Source organism: Geobacter hydrogenophilus, from assembly GCF_018501225.1.
GTDB lineage: Bacteria > Desulfobacterota > Desulfuromonadia > Geobacterales > Geobacteraceae > Geobacter > Geobacter hydrogenophilus.
Genome location: NZ_JAHCZI010000001.1, coordinates 480,126 through 499,165, shown reverse-complemented (window position 1 = coordinate 499,165; position 19,040 = coordinate 480,126). Strand labels below are relative to the sequence as shown.

Sequence of the window (19,040 nt, the reverse complement as noted above, 5' to 3'; positions counted from 1 at the left end):
CTCAGCCTCTTACTCCACAGCTCAAATCAGCCTCCGTATGGCATCCAGCAGATTGCTCTGGTCGAAACTGCTCTTCACGATATAGGCGTTGGCCCCGGCATCGACCCCCCGCTCCCGGTCCTCGCGGGAATCGAGGGAGGTTACCAGCACCACCGGCAGATCGGCCAGTTGCCGGGATTCACGGATCCTCCCGGTCAGCTCGAAGCCGTTCATACGCGGCATGTCCACGTCGGAGACCACCAGGTCGAAATCCTCGGTGCCGAGCAGCGTCAGGGCGTCGACGCCGTCCACGGCGGTTCTCACCTGATAGCCTGCCGCTTCCAGGATGTTCTTCAGGAGCGTCCGGGCGGTGATCGAGTCCTCCACGACCAGGATTGAGCGCGGAGCCGCTTCCTCTGGTGGAGGCGCGTAACCGGGGGCAGTGCCCGCCCCGGCGACCCTGACCGCCGACTTTACCAGATCGCTGCTGTTCAGGATCGGCGCCACCTTGCCGCTCCCCAGAACCGTGGCGCCGGCAATGTTGCGCACGCGGCGCAGTTGGGCCCCGAGCCCCTTGACCGTCACCTCCTGCTCCCCCACGACCTCGTCCACACCGAAGGCGATTCCCCCGTGCTCGGTGGGGAGGACGAAGAAGGAGAGGTGCTTCCCGTCCCCCTCGGCCCTTTCCGCACGCGGAAGCTCCAGGACGTCACTCAATCTGACAAAGGAGAGGGTTCGGCCGTCCAGTTCGATGGTCTCCCGGTTTTCCACGGTGGCGATGGCGGTTTTCCCCTTCCGGGCCACGCGCTCCACGTCGGTGGTCGGCAGCACGAAGAGGTGGCCGCCCGCCCGGACCAGCACCCCCCTGAAGGTGGAGAGGGTCAGGGGGAGGGTGATGCGGAAGGTGGTCCCGCTCCCCGCCTCGCTTTCGACGGCGATGGTTCCGCCGAGCCGCTCCACCTTCTCCCGCACGATGGCGAGGCCGAGCCCCCTTCCCGAGATGTCGTCGATGACAGGGCTCGTGGATAGTCCCGAGGCGAAGACGAGTGAGAGGGGATCCTGTCCCTCCTCCTGTTCCGCCCCTTCCAGGGAGACAAGGCCCAGCTTCACGGCCGCTTCCTGAAGACGGATGACGTTGATGCCGGCCCCGTCGTCGGCAATGACGATCTCGACCCTGTTGTTATCAGAGAGGGCGATGGTGATTGCGATCCTCCCGCGGGGGGGCTTCCCCTGCCGCTCCCGCTCCGCAGAGCGTTCGATGCCATGGTCGATGCAGTTCCGCACCAGGTGGACGAAGGGGTCCTTCATCTCCTCCAGGACCCGCCGGTCGATCTCGATGGCCTCCCCCTCCACGACCAGTTCCACCTCCTTGCCCCGGTCCCGGGAGAGGTCGCGGACGAGCTTCGGGAGGAGCGACAGCAGTGACGAGAAGGGGAGCATCAGCGCCTCCCGCACATCTCCCAGGAGGCTCTCCACCATGTCCCCCAGGTGCATGAGGTCGTGCTCCGCCCCTCTGGTCAGGCGGTTCAGCCGATACCGTCCCATCTTGACCACCACATGGTTCCAGTCGAGAAATTCGAGGAGTCTTCTGGTGGACGCATCGCTTCCCTCCGAAGTGGTTTCGCCGTTCGCCCCGGTTTTCAGCTCCCTGCGCAGGCGCCGCAATGACGGCAGCAGCTTTTTCCACTCCTTTTCCCAGAGGGCCAGTGCCTGGAGTTCACCACGCAGCTCCTCCACCCGTTGGGCCGCGGCCAGTTTTGCCGTCAGCATCCCTTCGGTCTGGTGGAGAAGGGTGTCGAGCTTCTCGGTGGATATTCTCACGGTCTGCGGCGCTGTCGTTTTCCCGGCGTGGGAGGGTTCCTCCTGTTCCGTGGGTGGAGCGGGTGCCGGAGGCCGGGGAGGAAGGGAGCCCCGCTGGGCATGGTGCAGGCGGAACACCACCTCCTTGAGGCGCTCCTTTTCCGCGGTGGAGGGGCCGGTTCCGAGGGAAGTGAGCAATCCACCTATCGTGTCGACCGCCGTGTGGAGGAGATCGAACAGTTCCGGCACCGGCTCCACCTCCCGGCGTTTCATGGCCGAGAAGAGGCTCTCCATGGCATGGCTCACCGCCTCGATGGATGCCGCATTAACGGAGCGGGCAGCACCCTTCAGGCTGTGGGTTTCCCTGAAAAGCGCCTCGACGAGCTCCATCTTCCTCTCGGGTGAACTGCTCTGCTCCAGTTCCACAAGTGCCGTGGAGACGGCGTCGAGGCGCTCCCTGGACTCGACCGCGAAGGTTGCCTGAAGTTTTTTCAGAAAGTCTTTATCCATCGCCTGTCGCTCAAGTCGTCCGTTACAGTTTGAACTGCTCAACCAGCCGCTTCAGTTTCTGCCCCAGTTCGTGGAGATTCTGGGCGGAGGCCTCGGACTGCTTCGTGCTGGTGACGCTCAGGGTACTTGCCTCGCTGATGTTTTCCATGGCCAGGGCCACCTGATCCATGCCGACCATCTGCTGCTGGCTGGTGGCGGTGATCTGGGCCGAGGCGTTGGCCGATTCGGCGATGCTCTCCGTCAGGAGCCGGATCGCCTCTCCCGCCTCTGACGCCTGCTTCTCGCCCGCCTCAACAGCCTTGCTCCCCTGCTCCGTGGCCATCACTGCGGCGTTGGTCCCTTTCTGGATATCGTTCAGCAGCGCTCGCACCTGGGCGGTGGCCTGCTTCGACTGGTCGGCCAGGCTCTTGACCTCATGGGCCACCACGGCAAACCCCTTGCCGTGCTCCCCGGCCTTTGCCGCCTCGATGGAGGCGTTGACGGCCAGGAGGTTCGACTGCTCGGCCAGGTCGTTGACCGTGGCGATAATCTCCCCGATGGCGTGGCTCTGCTCGCTGAGGTTCACGATGCTCTCGGCGATGGTCGCCATCTGTTCGCGGATCCGGTTCATCCCTTCGACGGAGTTTTCTACCGCTTTTCTTCCTCCTTGGGATACCTGCAGCGACCGTTGGGCGGTGTCGGCCACATTCCGGGCCTTCTGGGCGGCCAGTTGCGTGGTCTGCTTCACCTCTTCCACGGTGGCGGTGGTTTCGTTCAGGGCGCTCGCCGTTTCGGCCGCGCTGGAGGCAACCTGGGTGGTGGAGGCCAGGATCTCTCCCGCCGAAGCCGCAAGGACGTTCACCCCTTCGTGGATATCCATGGTCTGCCGGCGGAGACTTTCCACCATCCTGCCGAAGGTCTGGAGCAGGAGGTTCATCTCGTCGCGCCCCGTGGTGGGGGGGACCGTCACGGTCAGGTCGCCGTCGGCCACCCGCGCCGCCACCTCCATTGCCGAGCCGAGGGGGCGGATGATGCTGCGGGTGAGGGTGACGGCAACCAGAACGACGATTCCGGCGGCGGCGACGACGGCGAGGGCGGTGATGATCAGAGACATCCTTGCCGTACTCTGCGCCCCTTTGAAAAACTCGGCCGCCTTGCGGTCGGCAAAGGTGAGGATGTCCCCGGACTCCTTGTCCAGTGCGGTGAAGAGCTTCGCATCGACACCGGTGAGCAGTTCCTTCGCCTTAACCTTCTGGTTGGCGCTCGCTAGGGCTATCACCCGGTCCCGGAGCGGCTTCCACTCTTCATAGGCCCTGATGACGTCGTCCACATCGCCCTGCTTGCCGAGGAACCGCTCCCTTACGATCCCCATGTTCCTCATGAACTCTTTTTCGGAATCGTTGATCGCCTGCATGTCCGCAGAGACCGTCGTGCTGTCCGGCGACGTTACCATCCTGTTCAGGGAGCGGTTCATCTGCATCAGGTTGAGATAGGCGTCGCGGATCGACTTCCTGACGGTGAAGGGGTGTTCGTACAGATCGTTGGTGAGGTCCGCCAGGAGGTTCATCCGGTTCAGGGAATAACCCCCGACGCCCACCAGGAGCGCCAGCACGATCGCGAAACTCACAAGGAGCCGTGTCCGTATTCGTATATCCATCATGTTCCCGTTCTTCCTTTCTTCAGTGCGTAGTTATCGATTGAAAGCTTTACCCGATGGGCGTTCACTCTTCGTCATTGACGATGATGCGCCTGTCGTTGAGAATCCGGTTCCCGTCCAGGATTATCGTCCGCTCCCCGGTGATCCCCTTCAGGTACTCCTCCCGGATGCCGGTGAGGGTAGGGAGGGTGGGCTGGATCGTTTCACCGGGGACCGGGCGCACGCCGAGGATCTCGTCCGCCAGGATGCCGAAGGTCATGTCGCCGCCATGGACGATGACCACCTTGTTGAGGTCCGTCAACCCCTTTTCCGGGAGGTCGAAGAATTTCTTCAGGTCGATGACGGAAATGATCTCCCCGCGCACGTTGATGAGGCCGAGGACGAAGGCTGGCGTGCAGGGGATAGGGGTGAGGTCCTTGAGGGGGCAGGTTTCCCGCACCCAGGACATCTCGATGCCGTACCGTTCGTAGGCCAGGAGGAATTCGAGGATTTCCAGGTGCCCTTCGGTTGTCTCCCCGGAGAGGGGTTCCCGGGCAAGGGCTGCCGCCCGCGTCTTCAGGATGCGCTTCTCTTCCTCGGGAGACAGCTCCTGGCTGAGGGCCACGCGGGCCGCTTCCAGCCGCTGGTGGATGTCATTCCAGTCGATGGTTTTCCCCGATTGTGCGAAGGGGGTATGCGTCATGGCGAACTCCTCGTTTCATGCCCATCACGGCCTTTGTCCTGCTTCCCGGGTCGAGCCGATGATGTCGGCAAGCCTGCCGGCGGTCATCCCGTCCCCCCCCGGCACCGGATCATCGTCACGGTATGCGCTCAGGAGTTCCAGGGCGTTGGCGAAATGGCGGTCCGCTTCCCTTTTCTTCCCCTGCCCCAGGGTGAGATTGCCCAGGGCGAAGTGGGTGAGCACGAACGTATGGTCGAGATACAGTGCCCGCTTCAACGATGCCACCGCGTCGTCGATGGCCCCCTGCTCCTGGAAGATGGTTGCGCGGAGGTAGTGAAGCTCCCCGTTGAGCTTGTCGGCGGCGATTGCCTCTCCGGACCACCGGAGCGCCTCCTCCAGGTCGCCCAGGTCGGCGAAGAGTTGCGCCAGGAGGGCGGCAGCCTTGCCGAACAGGGGATGAGGGGCGTCGGTTGCCCCACTGCCGGAGAGAAAGCTGCACAGCTTTCCCGCCGCCTCCCGGTAGTCACCCTGTCGGTGGAGCGCCAGGGCTTCCTCATAGGCCGACGGTTCCGGCTGCGGGGAGGGGTGCGTCTTTTTACCGGTTTCCAGGGGAAGATGCTCCATGGGAACAGGCACTATGAATGGTGATGGCTCTTCCAAGTGAAGAGTCTCTTCACTCGGCAGCGGGCATGAAAACGCGGCGGGACGTTTCCCTGTCCCGTCCTTCCGGTAGAAAAGCGCTCCCGGGAATGCGACGGCGTCAAAGTCCGCGAAAATAGCCGACGATACCTCGCAGGGGCTGACAAGGAGCCACCCCCCATCGAGGAGGGAACGGTGAAAATTCCCGGTCACTTGGCCGGCCTGTTCCGTCCCGAAGTACATCAGCACGTTGCGGCAGAAGATGATGTCCATCGCATTGGTGTTGTTCACGAGTGACGGGAACGCGTCCTCCACCAGGTTGAGGTTGGCGAAGGTCACCATCTTCCTGATGGCGAAGGGGACTTCGAGGCGCCCGTCTGGGCAGCGGGTGAAATACCGCTCTTTCATCCACTCCGGCACGCCGCGGAACGACCAGTCGCTGTAAATCCCCGCTGCCGCCTTGGCGAGGGCCCGGGGGTTGATATCAGTGGCCAGGATGGTGACGTTCCACTCATCGATGTCAGGGATCATCTTCTTGAGCAGGATCGCGATGGAATACGCTTCCTCGCCCGATGAGCAGCCGGCGCTCCAGATCCGCAGCCGCTGCTCCTTGCCCCGCCGTGAGCCGATAAGTTCCGGGAGGATGCGGGATTCGAGGGCGTCGAATCCTCCTTTCTCGCGGAAGAAATAGGTTTCACCGATGGTCAGGTGGCTGGCGAGAACCTCGATCTCGGCCCGCGATACCCGCGACGACAGGAGCCACTGCACGCATGCTTCCCCCTTCTTGAAGCCGAGGTCCCGGGCAGCATGGATCGTTCTGCGTTCGAGGTCGCGCCAGCGCTTTTCCGGAAAATGGAGGCCGAGCTGGCAGGAAACGAACTCGCTGAACCGTGACAGGAGCTGACGGGAAATATGGTGCGTCATGGCTCTGTCGCCAAGAGGGGATCATGCATGGCGTTCCTGTTCCATTGCCGAGTCCAGGGCCTGTTCTTCCTCCAGGGAAAGGAAGCCGTCGAGATCGTGGATGAAGACCATCCCATCCTCAAGTTTCACCACTCCGTGCACATGCTCCATGCCGGGAAGGATCGCCTCGGGAGGGACGATTTCGCCTGCCGGCCGTTCGATGACCTCATGGACCCCGTTTACCGCAAGGGCCACGGTCCGTTTCGCCGTCCGGGCGATGACCAGGTGGTCGCCCAGGCCCGTTTTTCGCTCCGGGAGGGCGAAACGGCGGCGGATATCCAGGACCGGTACAATCATTCCGTTCACGGTGATGACGCCGAGCACGATCCCCGGCGCTTTCGGTAAAGGGGTGATCTCGACCATGCGGACGGTCCGGTCCACGGCTGAAAGGTGCAGCGCATAGCGCTGATCGTCGAGGGTGAAGATAACGAGGTGACAGGATTCGCTCACGGGGCCATCGCCTTATGGTTGCAAGGGTGTGTCTGCGCTGAAAACCATCGCGGGAGGTGACGGTGGACTTGCAGTACATTTTCAACCGTTATCCGGTTTCAGGCGGAAAGGATGCGACGGGAAATCGGAATGACTTAATTAGGGGAAGATAGTAACAGAAAAGCGTTTATGAGACAAGATGTTGACCTGTGCTGTAGGGAATAAAGTTGAGGGCGCTTGACGCGCCCCCCTGCAACGACTATGCGATTTCGCCGCTGGGCGGCGCTGTGTGGCGGATGTCCTTCCCCTTGACCATGAAGATCACCATTTCGGCCACGTTGGTTGCGTGGTCGGCGATCCGCTCCATGTACTTGGAGATATAGAGCAGCTTCATGGCCCTGGTGATGGTGCCGGGGTCCTCCATCATGAAGGTGAGGAGTTCCCGCTGGATCTGGTCGTTGAGGCCGTCCACGAAGGCGTCTTCCTTGCAGACCTTGATGGCCAGTTCGGCATCGCCCCGGACAAAGGCGTCGAGGGCCTCCTTCACCATGGTCCCGGCCGCCGCCGACATGCGGGGAAGGTCGATGTAGGGCTTGAGCGGCGGTTCCTCGTTCAGCTCGATAGCCCGCTTGGCCACGCTGGTGCACTGGTCGCCGATCCGCTCCAGGTCGGTGACGATCTTCAGGGCCAGGGTGATGAACCGGAGGTCCCGGGCCGCCGGCTGGCGCCGGGCCAGCACCTGGAGGCACTTCTCGTCGATATCCAGTTCCAGGTGGTTGATCTCGTGGTCCGTGGCGATGAGGCGCCGGGCCAGGTCGGAATCCCGCTCCACCAGGGCCTTCATGGCGTCGGCGATCATCTGCTCCACCTTGCCCCCCATCTCCAGAAGCTTGTTTCTGATCTCGTTCAGTTCTTCGTCGAAGTGTCTGCTGAAATGTTCGCGTTCCATCATATCTCCAGGGTGAGAATTTGCTGAGTGTCGTACGTGGGCTATGTGCGGGCTAGCCGAACCGTCCCGTGATGTAGTCCTCGGTCTGCTTTTTTTCGGGAGTCGTGAAGAGCTTCTTGGTCTCGCCCCACTCGATCAGGTCCCCCATGTAGAAAAAGGCGGTGTAGTCGGAGACCCGGGCAGCCTGCTGCATGTTATGGGTGACGATGATGATGGTGTACTTCTCCGCCAGTTCTTCGATCAGTTCCTCGATCTTCAGGGTGGATATCGGGTCGAGGGCCGAGGCGGGCTCGTCCATGAGGATGACCTCGGGCTGCACGGCGATGGTCCGGGCGATGCAGAGCCGCTGCTGCTGGCCGCCGGAGAGTTCCATGGAGTTGTTCTTGAGGCGGTCCTTGACCTCGTCCCAGAGGGCCACCCGGCGCAGGCTGGTTTCGACGATCTCGTCGGCATCGCTCTTCTTCACGCGCCCGTTCAGTTTGTACCCTGCCACCACATTATCGTAAATGGACATGGCTGGGAAGGGGTTCGGTTTCTGGAAGACCATGCCGACACGGCGCCGGATGGAGACCGGATCCACCTTGCGGTCATAGATGTCGCCTCCGTCCAGGAGGACCTTTCCGGTTACCCTGGCGCTGGGAAAGAGGTCGTGCATCCGGTTGAGGGAGCGGAGCATTGTTGATTTTCCGCACCCCGACGGCCCGATGATGGCGGTGACGGTGTTCTCGGGGACGTCGATGGATACGTCCTTGACCGCGTGGGTCTGCCCGAAGTGTACGTTCAGTTTGTCGATTTTGACCTTGGGGTTCATTGGTTCCTCTGGATAAATGGTTACGACTGCTGTTTGCTGCGTCCCAGGTAGCGAGCCGTGAGGCTCAGGGCGAACATGACGGTTACGAGGACCAGTGCTCCCGCCCAGGCGAGCCGGTGCCAGTCTTCGTAGGGGGCAATGGCGAAGTTGAAGATCTGGAGCGGCATGGCGGCAATCGGTTCGGTCAGCTTATGGCTCCAGAACTGGTTCCCCAGGGCGGTGAAGAGAAGGGGTGCGGTCTCGCCGGCGACCCGGGCGATGGAGAGGAGGATGCCGGTCATAACCCCCTTGGTGGCGCTTCGGAGCGTTACCTTGAGGCAGGTGCGCCAGAGCGGCACCCCCAGGGCCAGGGAGGCTTCCCGCAGGGAGCCGGGGACCATCTTCAACTGCTCCTCGGTGGTTCGGAGCACGATGGGGACCATGATGAGCGCCAGGGCCACCGCTCCGGCCAGGGCCGAGAACCCCTTCATGGGCACCACCAGGAGGGTGTAAGCCACCATGCCGGTGATGATGGACGGCACGCCGGCAAGGACGTCCGCGGCGAAGCGGATGGCGTTGGAGGCGCGGCTTCCGCCGAACTCCACCAGGTAGAGGGCGCCAAAGACCCCGACTGGTATGCCGATGGTCGACGCCAGTGCGATGAGGAGCGCCGAGCCCACCATGCCGTTGGCCATGCCCCCGCCGGTTTCGCCAGTCGGTTTCGGGATGTGGATGAAGAAGTCCAGGTTGATGGAGCTGGCCCCCATCTTCATGATGTGGAAGAAAATCAGCCCCAGCGGCACGAGGACGGCCACGGTGGCGCACACCATGGAAACGGTGATCAGGGAGTTTTTCAGGTTCCGGAGCGTGACGGTGTTCATCATTTCGCACCTCCTGCCGCCTGCCGTGTCATTCCCCAGAGGAGGAGCCGGGCCATGACGTTGATGACAAGGGTCACTGCCAGAAGGATGAGGCCGATCTCCATGAGCGCGGAGGCGTGGAGCTTGGAGGTGGTCTCGGCGAACTCGTTGGCGATGACGCTCGGCATGGTGTAGGCCGGGGAGAGGAGCGACAGGGATATCTGCGGTGTGTTGCCGATCACCATGGTGACCGCCATGGTCTCGCCGATGGCGCGGCCGAGGCCGAGGATCACCGCCCCGAGGATTCCGGAACGTCCGTAGGGGAGGACCGCCATCCGGATCATCTCCCAGCGGGTCGCCCCCAGGGCGATGGCCGCTTCGCGCTGGCTTTGGGGGACGGCGAGGAGCACCTCCTTGGTGATGGAGGTGATGATCGGGATGACCATGATCATCAGGATGAAGACCGCTGCCAGCATGCTGACACCGTAGGGTGCCCCCTGGAAGAAGGGGAGGAACCCGAAGTGCTCGATGAGAAACGGCTGCACCGTCTGCTGGAGCCAGGGGGCCATGACCAGAACTCCCCAGAGGCCGTAGATGACGCTCGGGATGGCCGCCAGGAGCTCGACCAGGGAAGCCACCACGCCGCCGAACTTTCTGGGAGCTATTTCCGTGATGAAGAGGGCCGTCCCCACACTGAGGGGCGTTGCCAGGGCCAGGGCGAGGATGGAGGAGACCACCGAGCCCCAGATGTAGGGCAGGGCGCCGAAGGTGTCCTGGACCGGGTTCCAGTCGGAGGAGTTGATGAACTCCCAGCCGAAGGCTTTGATGGTGGGAAGGCTTTCCTTGACCATCTCCAGGGCCATGAGGGCAAGGATGACAAGGATGCTGAAGGCGAATGCGGCGGTGACCCCCTTGAAGACAAGGTCGGCATTCAGTCCCTTCGTCGATGCTATCGGGGCAGGAGGAGTTTCGTTCGTCACGGTGTTCTCCGTACATCCGGGCGGTTGGCTGATGGTCAGGTCACCGGTGTGATTGCTCATGTAAGTAGCCTTGTGTGGCGGGTTTGCAGTCGTAACCCGTATTCAATGGTTCTGTAACAATTGCGACGACACGAAGACGCCCGGCGGGCCCATGGTCTCCATGGGGGCCGCCGGGCGGTGCTGGGTGACTACTTGATGGTCCTGATGGTCTTCTCCACCATTTTCTTCACATTCTCGGGGAGCGGCGCGTAGAGGAGCGGAGCGGCCAGCTTCTGTCCGTTTTTGAGGCTCCAGTTCAGGAATTCCACAAGCTTTTTCCCTTTGACGGCGTCTTTCTGCTGCTGGTACACGAGGAGATAGGTGAACCCGGCGATCGGATAGGCGTTCTTGCCCGGCTGGTTCACGAGGGAGATACGGTAGTCGGCCGGCATGTTCTTGACGGCGCCTGCAGCGGCGGCGCTGGTGCTCTGGATGGAGGGCTCTACCCAGTTGCCGCTCTTGTTCCGCAGGGTGGCGGTGGGGAGCTTGTTCTCGAAGGCGTAGGCAAGCTCAACATAGCCGATGGAGTTGGCCGTGGTCTTGATCTGGCCGGCGACACCCTCGTTCCCCTTGCCGCCAAGGCCGATGGGCCACTTCACCGAGGTCCCCTTGCCGACCTTCCCGTTCCACTCGGAGCTCACGCCAGAGAGGAAGTCGGTGAAGATTGACGTGGTGCCGCTGCCGTCGGAACGGTGCACGACGATGATCGGAGCGTTGGGGAGCCTGAGGCCCGGGTTGTCGTCGGCGATGCGCGGGTCGTTCCACTTGGTGATCTTTCCGAGGAAGATGTCGGCCACGTCTTCGGGCTTGAGCTTCAGCCCCTTGGACACGCCGGAGATGTTGTAGGTGACGACGACCGCGCCCATGACGGTCGGGATGTGGAGAAGCTTGCCGGGAGCCGCCTTCAGCTCAGCATCGGAGAGGGGCTTGTCGCTGGCGCCGAAGTCGACGGTCTGGGCGGTGATCTGCTTGATGCCGCCGCCGCTGCCGATGGACTGGTAGTTGAATTTAACCGACGGATCGATCTTGGCGTATTCGCTGAACCACTTGGAATAGAGCGGATAGGGGAAGGTGGCGCCTGCGCCGTTGATGAGGGTTGCGGCACTGGCCTGCCCGGCTGCGGCGGTCACCGCCAGGGTCGCGAGGATCGCGAGACTTTTCCGTAATGCTTTGAGCATCTGGTTCCTCCTGGGAGTTTGTTTTCAACGTTTTGGAAATAATAGACCTGCTTCTGTTACATTCGGGTTACGGCTCTGCAAAGATCCTCTGAAAACTCAAAAAACCGTCGAAGAAACGGACTGCTTTCGCTGTTACAATTCCTCCCTGAGCCGGCGGGGGGAGTAGCGCACGGCAATGATCCGCACCGTTGCCAGGGACAGCACCAGGGCAATCACCATGGCGATCTTTTCCCAGTCCATCTCCCGGTACCAGAAGGCCATCACCTCGGTGAGGACCGTGACCAGTACCGTGTCGATGATGTAGGTCACCTTCACCCGCCCCTCAGTAAAGTAGGCTAAGGCCGTGCGGAGCACCTCCACGATGGCGAGCACCGTCAGCACATCCACCAGGATGGTCCTGAAGGCCCCGTGGAAATCGCTCCCCATGACCAGCCGCAGGTCGTGGAAGGTGCCGATGATGGCCGCCAGGATGGCCAGCAGAATGGCAACGATGAGGAGGCTCAACAGCGCCCGGGCCGAGGTCTCGAAAAACCGCGTGAGCTTCAGGTCGACAACGTTTTCTTTCCACATGTTCTCTCCTTTTTCTCTCGTTTGTTTTGGGCAAGGGTAGCAGGGGAGTGTTACAGTGGCGTGAAACCCGGGTGAGGAGTGGGAAACTGTTGACTTTGCCGGCGCTGGCGGTATCTTCGTCGGAAATGTTTATCCATAAGGGGTTCGGCATGGAAAAAATCATCAACCATCTCAGATCGCGGTTCGTCACCGGTCTCTTCGTGGTGGTGCCGGTCGGGGTCACCATCTTCGTCCTGAAGTTTCTCTTCAGCTTCGCCGACGGTCTCCTGGGCTCCTACCTGGATCAGTTCCTGATTGCCGTCACGAACCACGACTACTATTTCCCCGGCCTCGGCATGATCACTGGCGCCGTGGTGGTCTACCTGACGGGGCTCTTGGCCGCAAACGTCATGGGAAAGCGGCTCCTGCGCTGGTGGGACGCCCTTCTGGCGCGCATTCCCCTGGTGAAATCCATCTACACCTCCAGCAAGCAGCTGACTCAGGTGTTCCAGGAGGGGAAGAGCTCCTACCGCCGTGCCGTGTTCGTGGAATGGCCCCGAAAAGGGGTGCGGGCCGTCGGCTTCGTGACTGCCGAGGTGGAGCGGGAAGGGGAGCGGCTCGTGGTGGTCTACGTTCCCACCATGCCGAACCCCACCTCGGGCTTCGCCCTCTTTTTCCGGGAGGATGAGGTGTACGAGAGCGGCATGACCGTGGAGGATGCGGTGAAATTCGTGGTGTCGGGCGGGGTGGTGGTGCCGTGAGGTCACAATAGCTGGGTAGGATGCGAAAAAGGGCACCGGCGAATCGGTGCCCTTTTTTATTTCGTCGATTTCCTGTTACGCCTTTTTCAGCGTGAACCAGAATTCCGATCCCTTCCCCGGTTCGCTCTCCACCCCCACGGTGCCTCCGTGGAGCTGAATGATATGCTTCACGATGGAGAGCCCGAGGCCGGTCCCCCCTTCGTCGCGACTGCGGGCCGTATCGACCCGGTAGAACCGCTCGAAGATCCGCGGCAGGTCCTTGGGCGGGATGCCGACGCCGGTGTCCTTCACGCCGATGCGGACCATCTTCTCCTCGCCGGAGACCGTGAACGAGATGGAGCCACCCTCGGGGGTGTACTTGATGGCGTTATCGATGAGGTTGACCAGCACCTGTTCGAGGCGGCCCGGGTCGGCCAGCACCGGCGGCGCTCCGGCTATCCTCGAGGAGTCAATGGCAATCCCCTTCCGGACTGCCTTCGGCTCCAGGAGCTCCAGGGCGTGTTTCGCCACCAGATCGGGACGGACCGTCGCCTTCTCAAGATTCATGTTCCCCGCCTCCAGTTGGGAGAGGGTGAGGAGATCACCGATCAGGGCCGCGAGCCGCTCCGAATGGCTGAGGATGATCCCGACGAATTTTCGCGCCCGCTCGGGGTCGGTCTCCATGGTGCCGTCAATGAGCGCCTCGGCATACCCCTTGATGACGGTAACCGGCGTTCTCAGTTCGTGGGAGACGTTGGCCACGAAGTCCCGCCGGATGTTCTCCAGCCTCGTCAGGTCGGTGATGTCGTGGAAGACCGCCACGACTCCCTGCAACTCCCCGTTGTCCACAAGGGGCACCCAGTGGGTCAGTACGTGCTTCTCGACTCCCAAACCCAGGGTCATCTTCTCGATCCGCTCGTCACTGGACGCGACAATGGCCTTGAAGGCATCGTTGAGGGCCGGATGGCGTGCGATCTCGATGATGTGCCTTCCCTCCACGTTCTCGTTCAGGGAGAACAGGTCGAGAAAGGCCGGATTGACCAGGGTGATCAGGCCGTTGGCATCCGTTACCATAAGCCCTTCCCCCATCCCCCGCAGGATGGTGTCGAGCCGTTTTTTTTCTGCCGAGGTTCGCTCCAGTTGCTGTTCTATCCGGGCCGCCATGTCGTTCATGACCCGGGCCAGTTCCCCCACCTCGTCGCGGGTCGGGACCGGGATTCTCCGGCTGTAGTTTCCTTTGCCGATCTGTTTCGCCAGCGCCGTGATGGTGCGCAGTGACCGGGACGTCACCCGGGAGAGGATGTAGCTCAGGACGAGGGCAACGAGAAGGGATACCGCCAGGGACGCCCCCAGGAGCGTTCTGATGCTCCCCTCTGCCTTCTCCAGGGCGGTGAGCGGAAGTGAGAGCCGGACAACACCCTCTTCGCCGGCGGCGGTCCTCAGCGGAACCGCCACATAGAGCATGGGGGTCTTGATGGTTGCCGAGTAGCGGATGGATTCACCGCTGCCGCTCTTCAGCGCCTGCTGGACCTCCGGCCGGTTCAGGTGGTTCTCAAGTTCCTTCAACTGGCCGGGAGCTATCTCCGAATCCCCGACCACCTCGCCGCCGGCAAGGATGATGGTCACCCGCGCCCTCGTCTCCCGCGAGATTGCGGCAGCCACTGCCGGCGCATCGTCCCTCATTCTGCCGATGTCGCGGTGGGCGATCATCCGGGTCAGCCGGGCCTCGGTGGCGAGGTTCTGCCGGATCTCCGCCGTCAGGTGCCGGTTCAGGGTGTGGCTCAGGTAGGCGAAGAAGACCCCGCCGATGAAGAGTACAAGAAGGAGGTAGGAAGCCATGAGCTTCCACTGGATCGTGAACCTCACTGTTCCTCCATCTTGTAGCCGAAGCCCCGAACCGTCCTGATCAGGTCGCCGGCCGGGCCCAGCTTTGTGCGCAGACGCGTGATGTGCGTGTCAACCGTGCGGGTGTCCCCCACGTAGTTGTATCCCCAGACGTTTTTCAGGAGGAGGTCGCGGCTCTGGACCCGCCCCAGGCGTTCGGCGAGATTGAGGAGCAGCTTGAATTCAGTGGAGGTGAGGACAATCTCCTCCCCGGACACGGCCACCGTGTGGCGTTCGGTGTCGATGGTGACCGGCCCGATGGCGAGGATCTTTCCCTCGGGCTTGTCCGGCAGGGAGCGGCGCAGCACCGCCTTGATCCTCAGCAGCAGTTCCCGGGTGGAGAAGGGTTTCACCACGTAATCGTCGGCACCTACCTCGAACCCCACGACCCGGTCGATCTCTTCTCCCCGGGCCGTCAGCATGATGACCGGGATGGTTGCAGTCTTCTCCGATTTTTTCAGTATCTTGCAGACCTCGGTTCCCATCATGCCGGGGAGCATCAGGTCGAGTAAGATAAGATCCGGTACCTGCCTCTGTGCCTCGTCGAGGCCGCTGATGCCATCGGGGGCCGAGATGGTCCGGTATCCTTCCTTCTCCAGGTTGAAGGAAACGAGTTCAGCCAGGTCTTTTTCGTCTTCGATGATCAGAACGGTTTGCATTCGTTTGGTATCTCCTTGCCGGAGATGGTATGCTCAGAATATTGCATTCGTGTTACAGATGTGAAAAAAAGCCGTAAAAACGGCCTGTAAGCGGACTTTCCACACAAAATGTGGATACCCTTGTGGAAAAAAACAGAAACGAAATGCAAAGGGTCTTTAAAACGGCCACATATAGCACTATGCATAAAAAATGTGCAGTTGAAGTCGGCGGCTTCAGATGATAAAAGCCAATTAAATCAGGCTGTTGTCGTAAGTATCTGAAAGGTGGAGCTTACTTGCTGTCAAGCATTATTTTCAGAAATGTGTAACACGGAAATGGTGAAGAAGCGTACTAAATAATACTCCGTTCTAATTCCTTGACTTGCCGTCTGTAGCGTGATAATTCATCAAAACTCCATTAAATCAAATGGTTGTGGTTTGTCAAAGGTGGGGTCGACAGAATGAAACAATGGAGGGGGTTCCATGGCGCAACATCTTGATTTTACGATCGGCGGACTGCTCGACCACATGGCTGTAACGTTTCCCGACAATGATGCCCTTGTCTACCCGGAACGGGGGCTCCGGTACTCCTACCGGCAGTTCAACGACATCTGCCGCCAGGTGGCCAAGGGGTTGCTGAAGCTCGGCGTCAGGAAGGGGGACCATGTGGCCATCTGGGCCTACAACGTTCCCGAGTGGGTCATTCTCCAGTTCGCCACCGCCAAGATCGGCGTCGTTCTGGTGACGGTCAACACCGCATACAAGTCGGCGGAACTGGAGTACCTCCTTGACCAGTCCGATTCCACCACTCTCTTCATGGTCAGGTCCTGGAAGGACACGGACTATGTGGCGACCCTTTCCGAGGTGGTGCCAGAGCTGGCATCGGCCGAAGCGGGTCTCCTCACTACTCCCAAGCTCCCCTTCCTGAAAAGAGTTGTCTTTATCGGTGAGGATACGCCGGCAGGGATGCTCAATTTCGAGAAGATCGTGGAGATGGGGAAAGAGGTGCCCGACGAGCAGCTGGCGGCGGTTGAGTCCTCCCTTGATGTCCACGACGTCATTAATATGCAGTACACTTCCGGCACTACCGGCTTTCCCAAGGGGGTCATGCTGACCCACTACAACCTAGTCAACAACGGCTATCACATCGGCGAGTGCATGAAGTTCACGGATAAGGACCGGCTCTGTATTCCCGTCCCCTTCTTCCACTGCTTTGGCTCTGTGCTGGCTGTCATGGCCAGCGTTACTCACGCCACCGCCATGGTGCCGGTGGAGATTTTCGACCCGCTCAAGGTTCTGCAGACCGTTGAAAAGGAGCGCTGCACCGCCGTTCATGGCGTGCCGACCATGTTTATCGCCGAGCTGGAGCATCCTGAGTTCGCAAAGTTCGATCTCTCCACCCTCCGCACCGGCATCATGGCCGGCTCGGTCTGCCCCATCGAGGTCATGAAGCGGTGCGTCAAGGATATGAACCTGACCGAGATTACCAGTGTCTATGGGCAGACCGAATCCTCCCCGGGCATCACCCAGACCCGCACCGAGGATTCGGTTGAGCTGCGCGTCTCCACTGTCGGGCGGGCGCTCCCCGGCGCCGAGGTGAAGATCGTCGATATCGAGACCGGCGCCACGCTGCCGCCGGGGAAGCAGGGCGAGCTCTGCTCCCGGGGCTACATGGTCATGAAGGGGTACTACAAAATGCCGGAAGAAACCGCCAAGGTCATCGATGCCGATGGCTGGCTCCATACCGGCGACCTGGCGGTGATGGACGAGAACGGCTACTGCAAGATCACCGGCCGCATCAAGCAGATGATCATCCGCGGCGGCGAGAATATATATCCCAAGGAGATCGAGGAGTTTCTCTACACCCACCCGAAGATCTCCGACGTGCAGATCTACGGCGTGCCGGATCGCAAGTACGGCGAGCAGGTCATGGCTGCCATCATCCTGAAAAATGGGGTGGAAATGACCGAGGACGAGGTCAAGGAGTTCTGCCGGGGGAAAATTGCCAACTATAAAATTCCCAAGTACGTGAAGTTTGTGGCTGGCTATCCCATGACCGCCAGCGGCAAGATCCAAAAGTTCAAACTGCGGGAAATGGCCATCAAGGAACTGGGCCTCGAAGGTGCGGGCGATGCCGCGTAGAGGGGCTCGGTCATGAGAGAAAAGATACTGGGCATACTCCTTGTCCTTTTTGTCGCCTGTTTTGTGGCGATCATCGTCGAGGAAGCCTTTCTCGGCGGCCGGAAGCGTCGCCAGCTCCAGCGCAAGGCGCGGGCCGCCGCTTCAGAGCCGGAACAGCAGCAACAGTAACTTTTTAGCGATTCAGTCCGGGAGAACCGAACCATGCGCCTTACCCCGAGGGATGAACTCGAATATCGCATCAAAAAGCTCCAGGCTTACATGGCGGAAGCAGGGCTCGATGCCGTCATAGTTGTCCAGAATGCCGACCTCTTCTATTTCACCGGCACCATTCAGAACGGCGCTCTCTATGTGCCTGTGGCGGGCGACCCCATCTACATGGTCCGCAAGGAGTTCTCCCGGGCTCGGATGGAATCCGGGTTGAAAGAGATTGTTCCCTTTGCCACCATGAGAGAAATCCCCGAGATCCTGGCAACGTACGGTTATGCCACGCCCACCCGTATCGGCATGGAATTCGATGTCGTGCCGGTCAACTTCTTCGCCCGCTACCGCGCGGTCTTCCCCGCTGCCGATTTTGTCGATGCATCAACCCTTATCCGGCGCGTCCGGATGATAAAAAGCAAATACGAGATTCACCTGCTCCAGGATGCGGCCAATCAGGTCGACAAGGTCTACCGCCGTGCCCGGGAGGTTGTCCGCGAGGGGATGACCGACTTGGAACTGGCAGCGGAGCTTGAGTTCGCCGCCCGCAAGGAAGCGCACCAGGGGTATGTCCGCATGCGGGGTTTCAATTCCGAACTCTTTTTTGCCCAGGTCTTCTCGGGAACCGATACCGCAGTTCCCGCCTATATGGACACCCCCCTCGGGGGGCTCGGGCTCAATCCTTCCTTTGGACAGGGGGCTGGGCTGAAACGGATAGAGAGGGGGGAGCCGATCATTGTCGACTTCGCCGGTTGCGTTGACGGTTACCTTGTGGACCAGACCCGTGTCATTGCTCTCGGCGCTCTCTCCGATCGCATGAAAAAGGCCTATGATGACATGCTTCGAGTTCAGGAACGGATGTCCGAAGTGGCCGTGCCCGGCATCCCATGGAGTCACGTTTACGACGTCTGTGTCGCCCTGGCCGCTGAGCTCGGCTATGCCGACAACTTCATGGGGGCAAAGGGGGCGCGGGTTTCCTTTATTGGTCATGGCATTGGCATAGAGGTCGACGAATACCCCTTTATCGCCAAGGGATTTACGGACATGGTTCTCGAGCCGGGAATGGTTTTCGCGTTCGAGCCGAAGGTCATCTTCCCCGGAGAAGGGGCCATCGGCATTGAGAATACTTTTTATATCTCCCATTATGAAGGGTTGAAGCAACTCACGTTCTCTGACCAGGAACTGCTTCTCCTCTGAATTTTTCCCGCCTTTCGCCGCTCTCTTTACCTGCTCCGTGGCTGTGTGTCCGCAGTCCACGGAGTCCTCTTCGCCTTCAGACGACGGTTGCTGTTTACGCTTTCCGTCCGCGTCCCTTTTTTCCGTAAAAATTATGTTGAGTTTAATCAAATTGAGTGGTATAAATTTTTATAGAAAATTGTATACAGTATACTAAAAAAATATTTCTGCCCTACTAGTAATCCTGCAACCCGTCGAAGCAATGCGTGATTTATAGGTGTTAATGGTGTAGGGTCAACG

General features: G+C 60.7%; 17 protein-coding genes. 4 read left to right on the top strand and 13 right to left on the bottom strand.

Annotation, left to right across the window (positions count from 1 at the left end; genetic code table 11):
- Window positions 1-21: 21 nt before the first annotated feature.
- The 11 genes from KI811_RS02195 to KI811_RS02145 all read right to left on the bottom strand — a co-directional run bounded on the left by KI811_RS02195 (window position 22) and on the right by KI811_RS02145 (window position 11,983).
- Window positions 22-2,289, bottom strand: a complete 2,268-nt coding sequence (locus KI811_RS02195) for a hybrid sensor histidine kinase/response regulator (protein ID WP_214184851.1) — start codon at window positions 2,287-2,289, stop codon at window positions 22-24.
- A gap of 22 nt (window positions 2,290-2,311) precedes the next feature.
- Window positions 2,312-3,928, bottom strand: coding sequence for a methyl-accepting chemotaxis protein (locus tag KI811_RS02190; protein WP_214184850.1), 1,617 nt, complete (start codon window positions 3,926-3,928; stop codon window positions 2,312-2,314).
- A gap of 61 nt (window positions 3,929-3,989) precedes the next feature.
- Window positions 3,990-4,607 carry a chemotaxis protein CheW gene (locus KI811_RS02185; protein WP_214184849.1) on the bottom strand — a complete coding sequence of 206 codons (618 nt, stop codon included), beginning with the start codon at window positions 4,605-4,607 and terminating at the stop codon, window positions 3,990-3,992.
- A gap of 24 nt (window positions 4,608-4,631) precedes the next feature.
- Window positions 4,632-6,149, bottom strand: coding sequence for a CheR family methyltransferase (locus tag KI811_RS02180; RefSeq protein ID WP_214184848.1), 1,518 nt, complete (start codon window positions 6,147-6,149; stop codon window positions 4,632-4,634).
- Between the two features lie 21 nt (window positions 6,150-6,170).
- Complete coding sequence (locus KI811_RS02175) at window positions 6,171-6,638, bottom strand: chemotaxis protein CheW (RefSeq protein ID WP_214184847.1); 468 nt, start codon at window positions 6,636-6,638, stop codon at window positions 6,171-6,173.
- A gap of 238 nt (window positions 6,639-6,876) precedes the next feature.
- Entirely contained in the window at window positions 6,877-7,566 is a 690-nt protein-coding gene (phoU, locus tag KI811_RS02170; protein ID WP_214184846.1) for a phosphate signaling complex protein PhoU, read from the bottom strand.
- A gap of 52 nt (window positions 7,567-7,618) precedes the next feature.
- On the bottom strand, window positions 7,619-8,377 hold the full coding sequence (pstB, locus tag KI811_RS02165) for a phosphate ABC transporter ATP-binding protein PstB (RefSeq protein ID WP_214184845.1): 759 nt from the start codon (window positions 8,375-8,377) through the stop codon (window positions 7,619-7,621).
- 20 nt (window positions 8,378-8,397) lie between these two features.
- A complete protein-coding gene (pstA, locus tag KI811_RS02160; protein WP_373878776.1) occupies window positions 8,398-9,237 on the bottom strand; it encodes a phosphate ABC transporter permease PstA in 840 nt (279 codons plus the stop codon).
- Window positions 9,237-10,256: a phosphate ABC transporter permease subunit PstC gene (gene pstC / locus KI811_RS02155; RefSeq protein ID WP_246551225.1), complete on the bottom strand. Its 1,020-nt coding sequence runs from the start codon at window positions 10,254-10,256 to the stop codon at window positions 9,237-9,239. Before pstC ends, pstA begins: the two co-directional genes overlap by 1 nt.
- Before the next feature lie 128 nt (window positions 10,257-10,384).
- Window positions 10,385-11,413, bottom strand: coding sequence for a phosphate ABC transporter substrate-binding protein PstS (gene pstS / locus KI811_RS02150; RefSeq protein WP_214184842.1), 1,029 nt, complete (start codon window positions 11,411-11,413; stop codon window positions 10,385-10,387).
- 132 nt (window positions 11,414-11,545) lie between these two features.
- The gene (locus KI811_RS02145; protein WP_214184841.1) at window positions 11,546-11,983 is read right to left on the bottom strand and encodes a phosphate-starvation-inducible PsiE family protein; all 438 of its coding nucleotides are present in this window, start codon (window positions 11,981-11,983) and stop codon (window positions 11,546-11,548) included.
- Window positions 11,984-12,132: 149 nt separating this feature from the next.
- On the opposite strand from KI811_RS02145, the gene KI811_RS02140 reads away from it, so the two are divergent.
- The gene (locus KI811_RS02140) at window positions 12,133-12,723 is read left to right on the top strand and encodes a DUF502 domain-containing protein (RefSeq protein ID WP_214184840.1); all 591 of its coding nucleotides are present in this window, start codon (window positions 12,133-12,135) and stop codon (window positions 12,721-12,723) included.
- Between the two features lie 75 nt (window positions 12,724-12,798).
- On the opposite strand, the gene pnpS is transcribed toward KI811_RS02140, so the two are convergent.
- Together pnpS and KI811_RS02130 are read right to left on the bottom strand one after the other, a co-directional pair.
- A complete protein-coding gene (gene pnpS / locus KI811_RS02135; protein WP_214184839.1) occupies window positions 12,799-14,568 on the bottom strand; it encodes a two-component system histidine kinase PnpS in 1,770 nt (589 codons plus the stop codon).
- On the bottom strand, window positions 14,565-15,245 hold the full coding sequence (locus KI811_RS02130) for a response regulator (protein ID WP_214184838.1): 681 nt from the start codon (window positions 15,243-15,245) through the stop codon (window positions 14,565-14,567). The genes pnpS and KI811_RS02130 overlap by 4 nt, the downstream gene beginning before the upstream one ends.
- A 462-nt stretch (window positions 15,246-15,707) precedes the next feature.
- Here KI811_RS02130 and KI811_RS02125 point away from each other — a divergent pair, with 462 nt between their 5' ends.
- Genes KI811_RS02125 through KI811_RS02115 form a run of 3 tightly spaced genes read left to right on the top strand, consistent with a single transcriptional unit; the run spans window position 15,708 to window position 18,761 of the window.
- A complete protein-coding gene (locus KI811_RS02125) occupies window positions 15,708-17,366 on the top strand; it encodes an AMP-binding protein (protein WP_214184837.1) in 1,659 nt (552 codons plus the stop codon).
- A 12-nt stretch (window positions 17,367-17,378) separates the two neighbouring features.
- Window positions 17,379-17,534, top strand: coding sequence for a hypothetical protein (locus KI811_RS02120; protein ID WP_214184836.1), 156 nt, complete (start codon window positions 17,379-17,381; stop codon window positions 17,532-17,534).
- A 33-nt stretch (window positions 17,535-17,567) separates the two neighbouring features.
- The gene (locus tag KI811_RS02115; protein ID WP_214184835.1) at window positions 17,568-18,761 is read left to right on the top strand and encodes a M24 family metallopeptidase; all 1,194 of its coding nucleotides are present in this window, start codon (window positions 17,568-17,570) and stop codon (window positions 18,759-18,761) included.
- Window positions 18,762-19,040 lie beyond the last annotated feature (279 nt).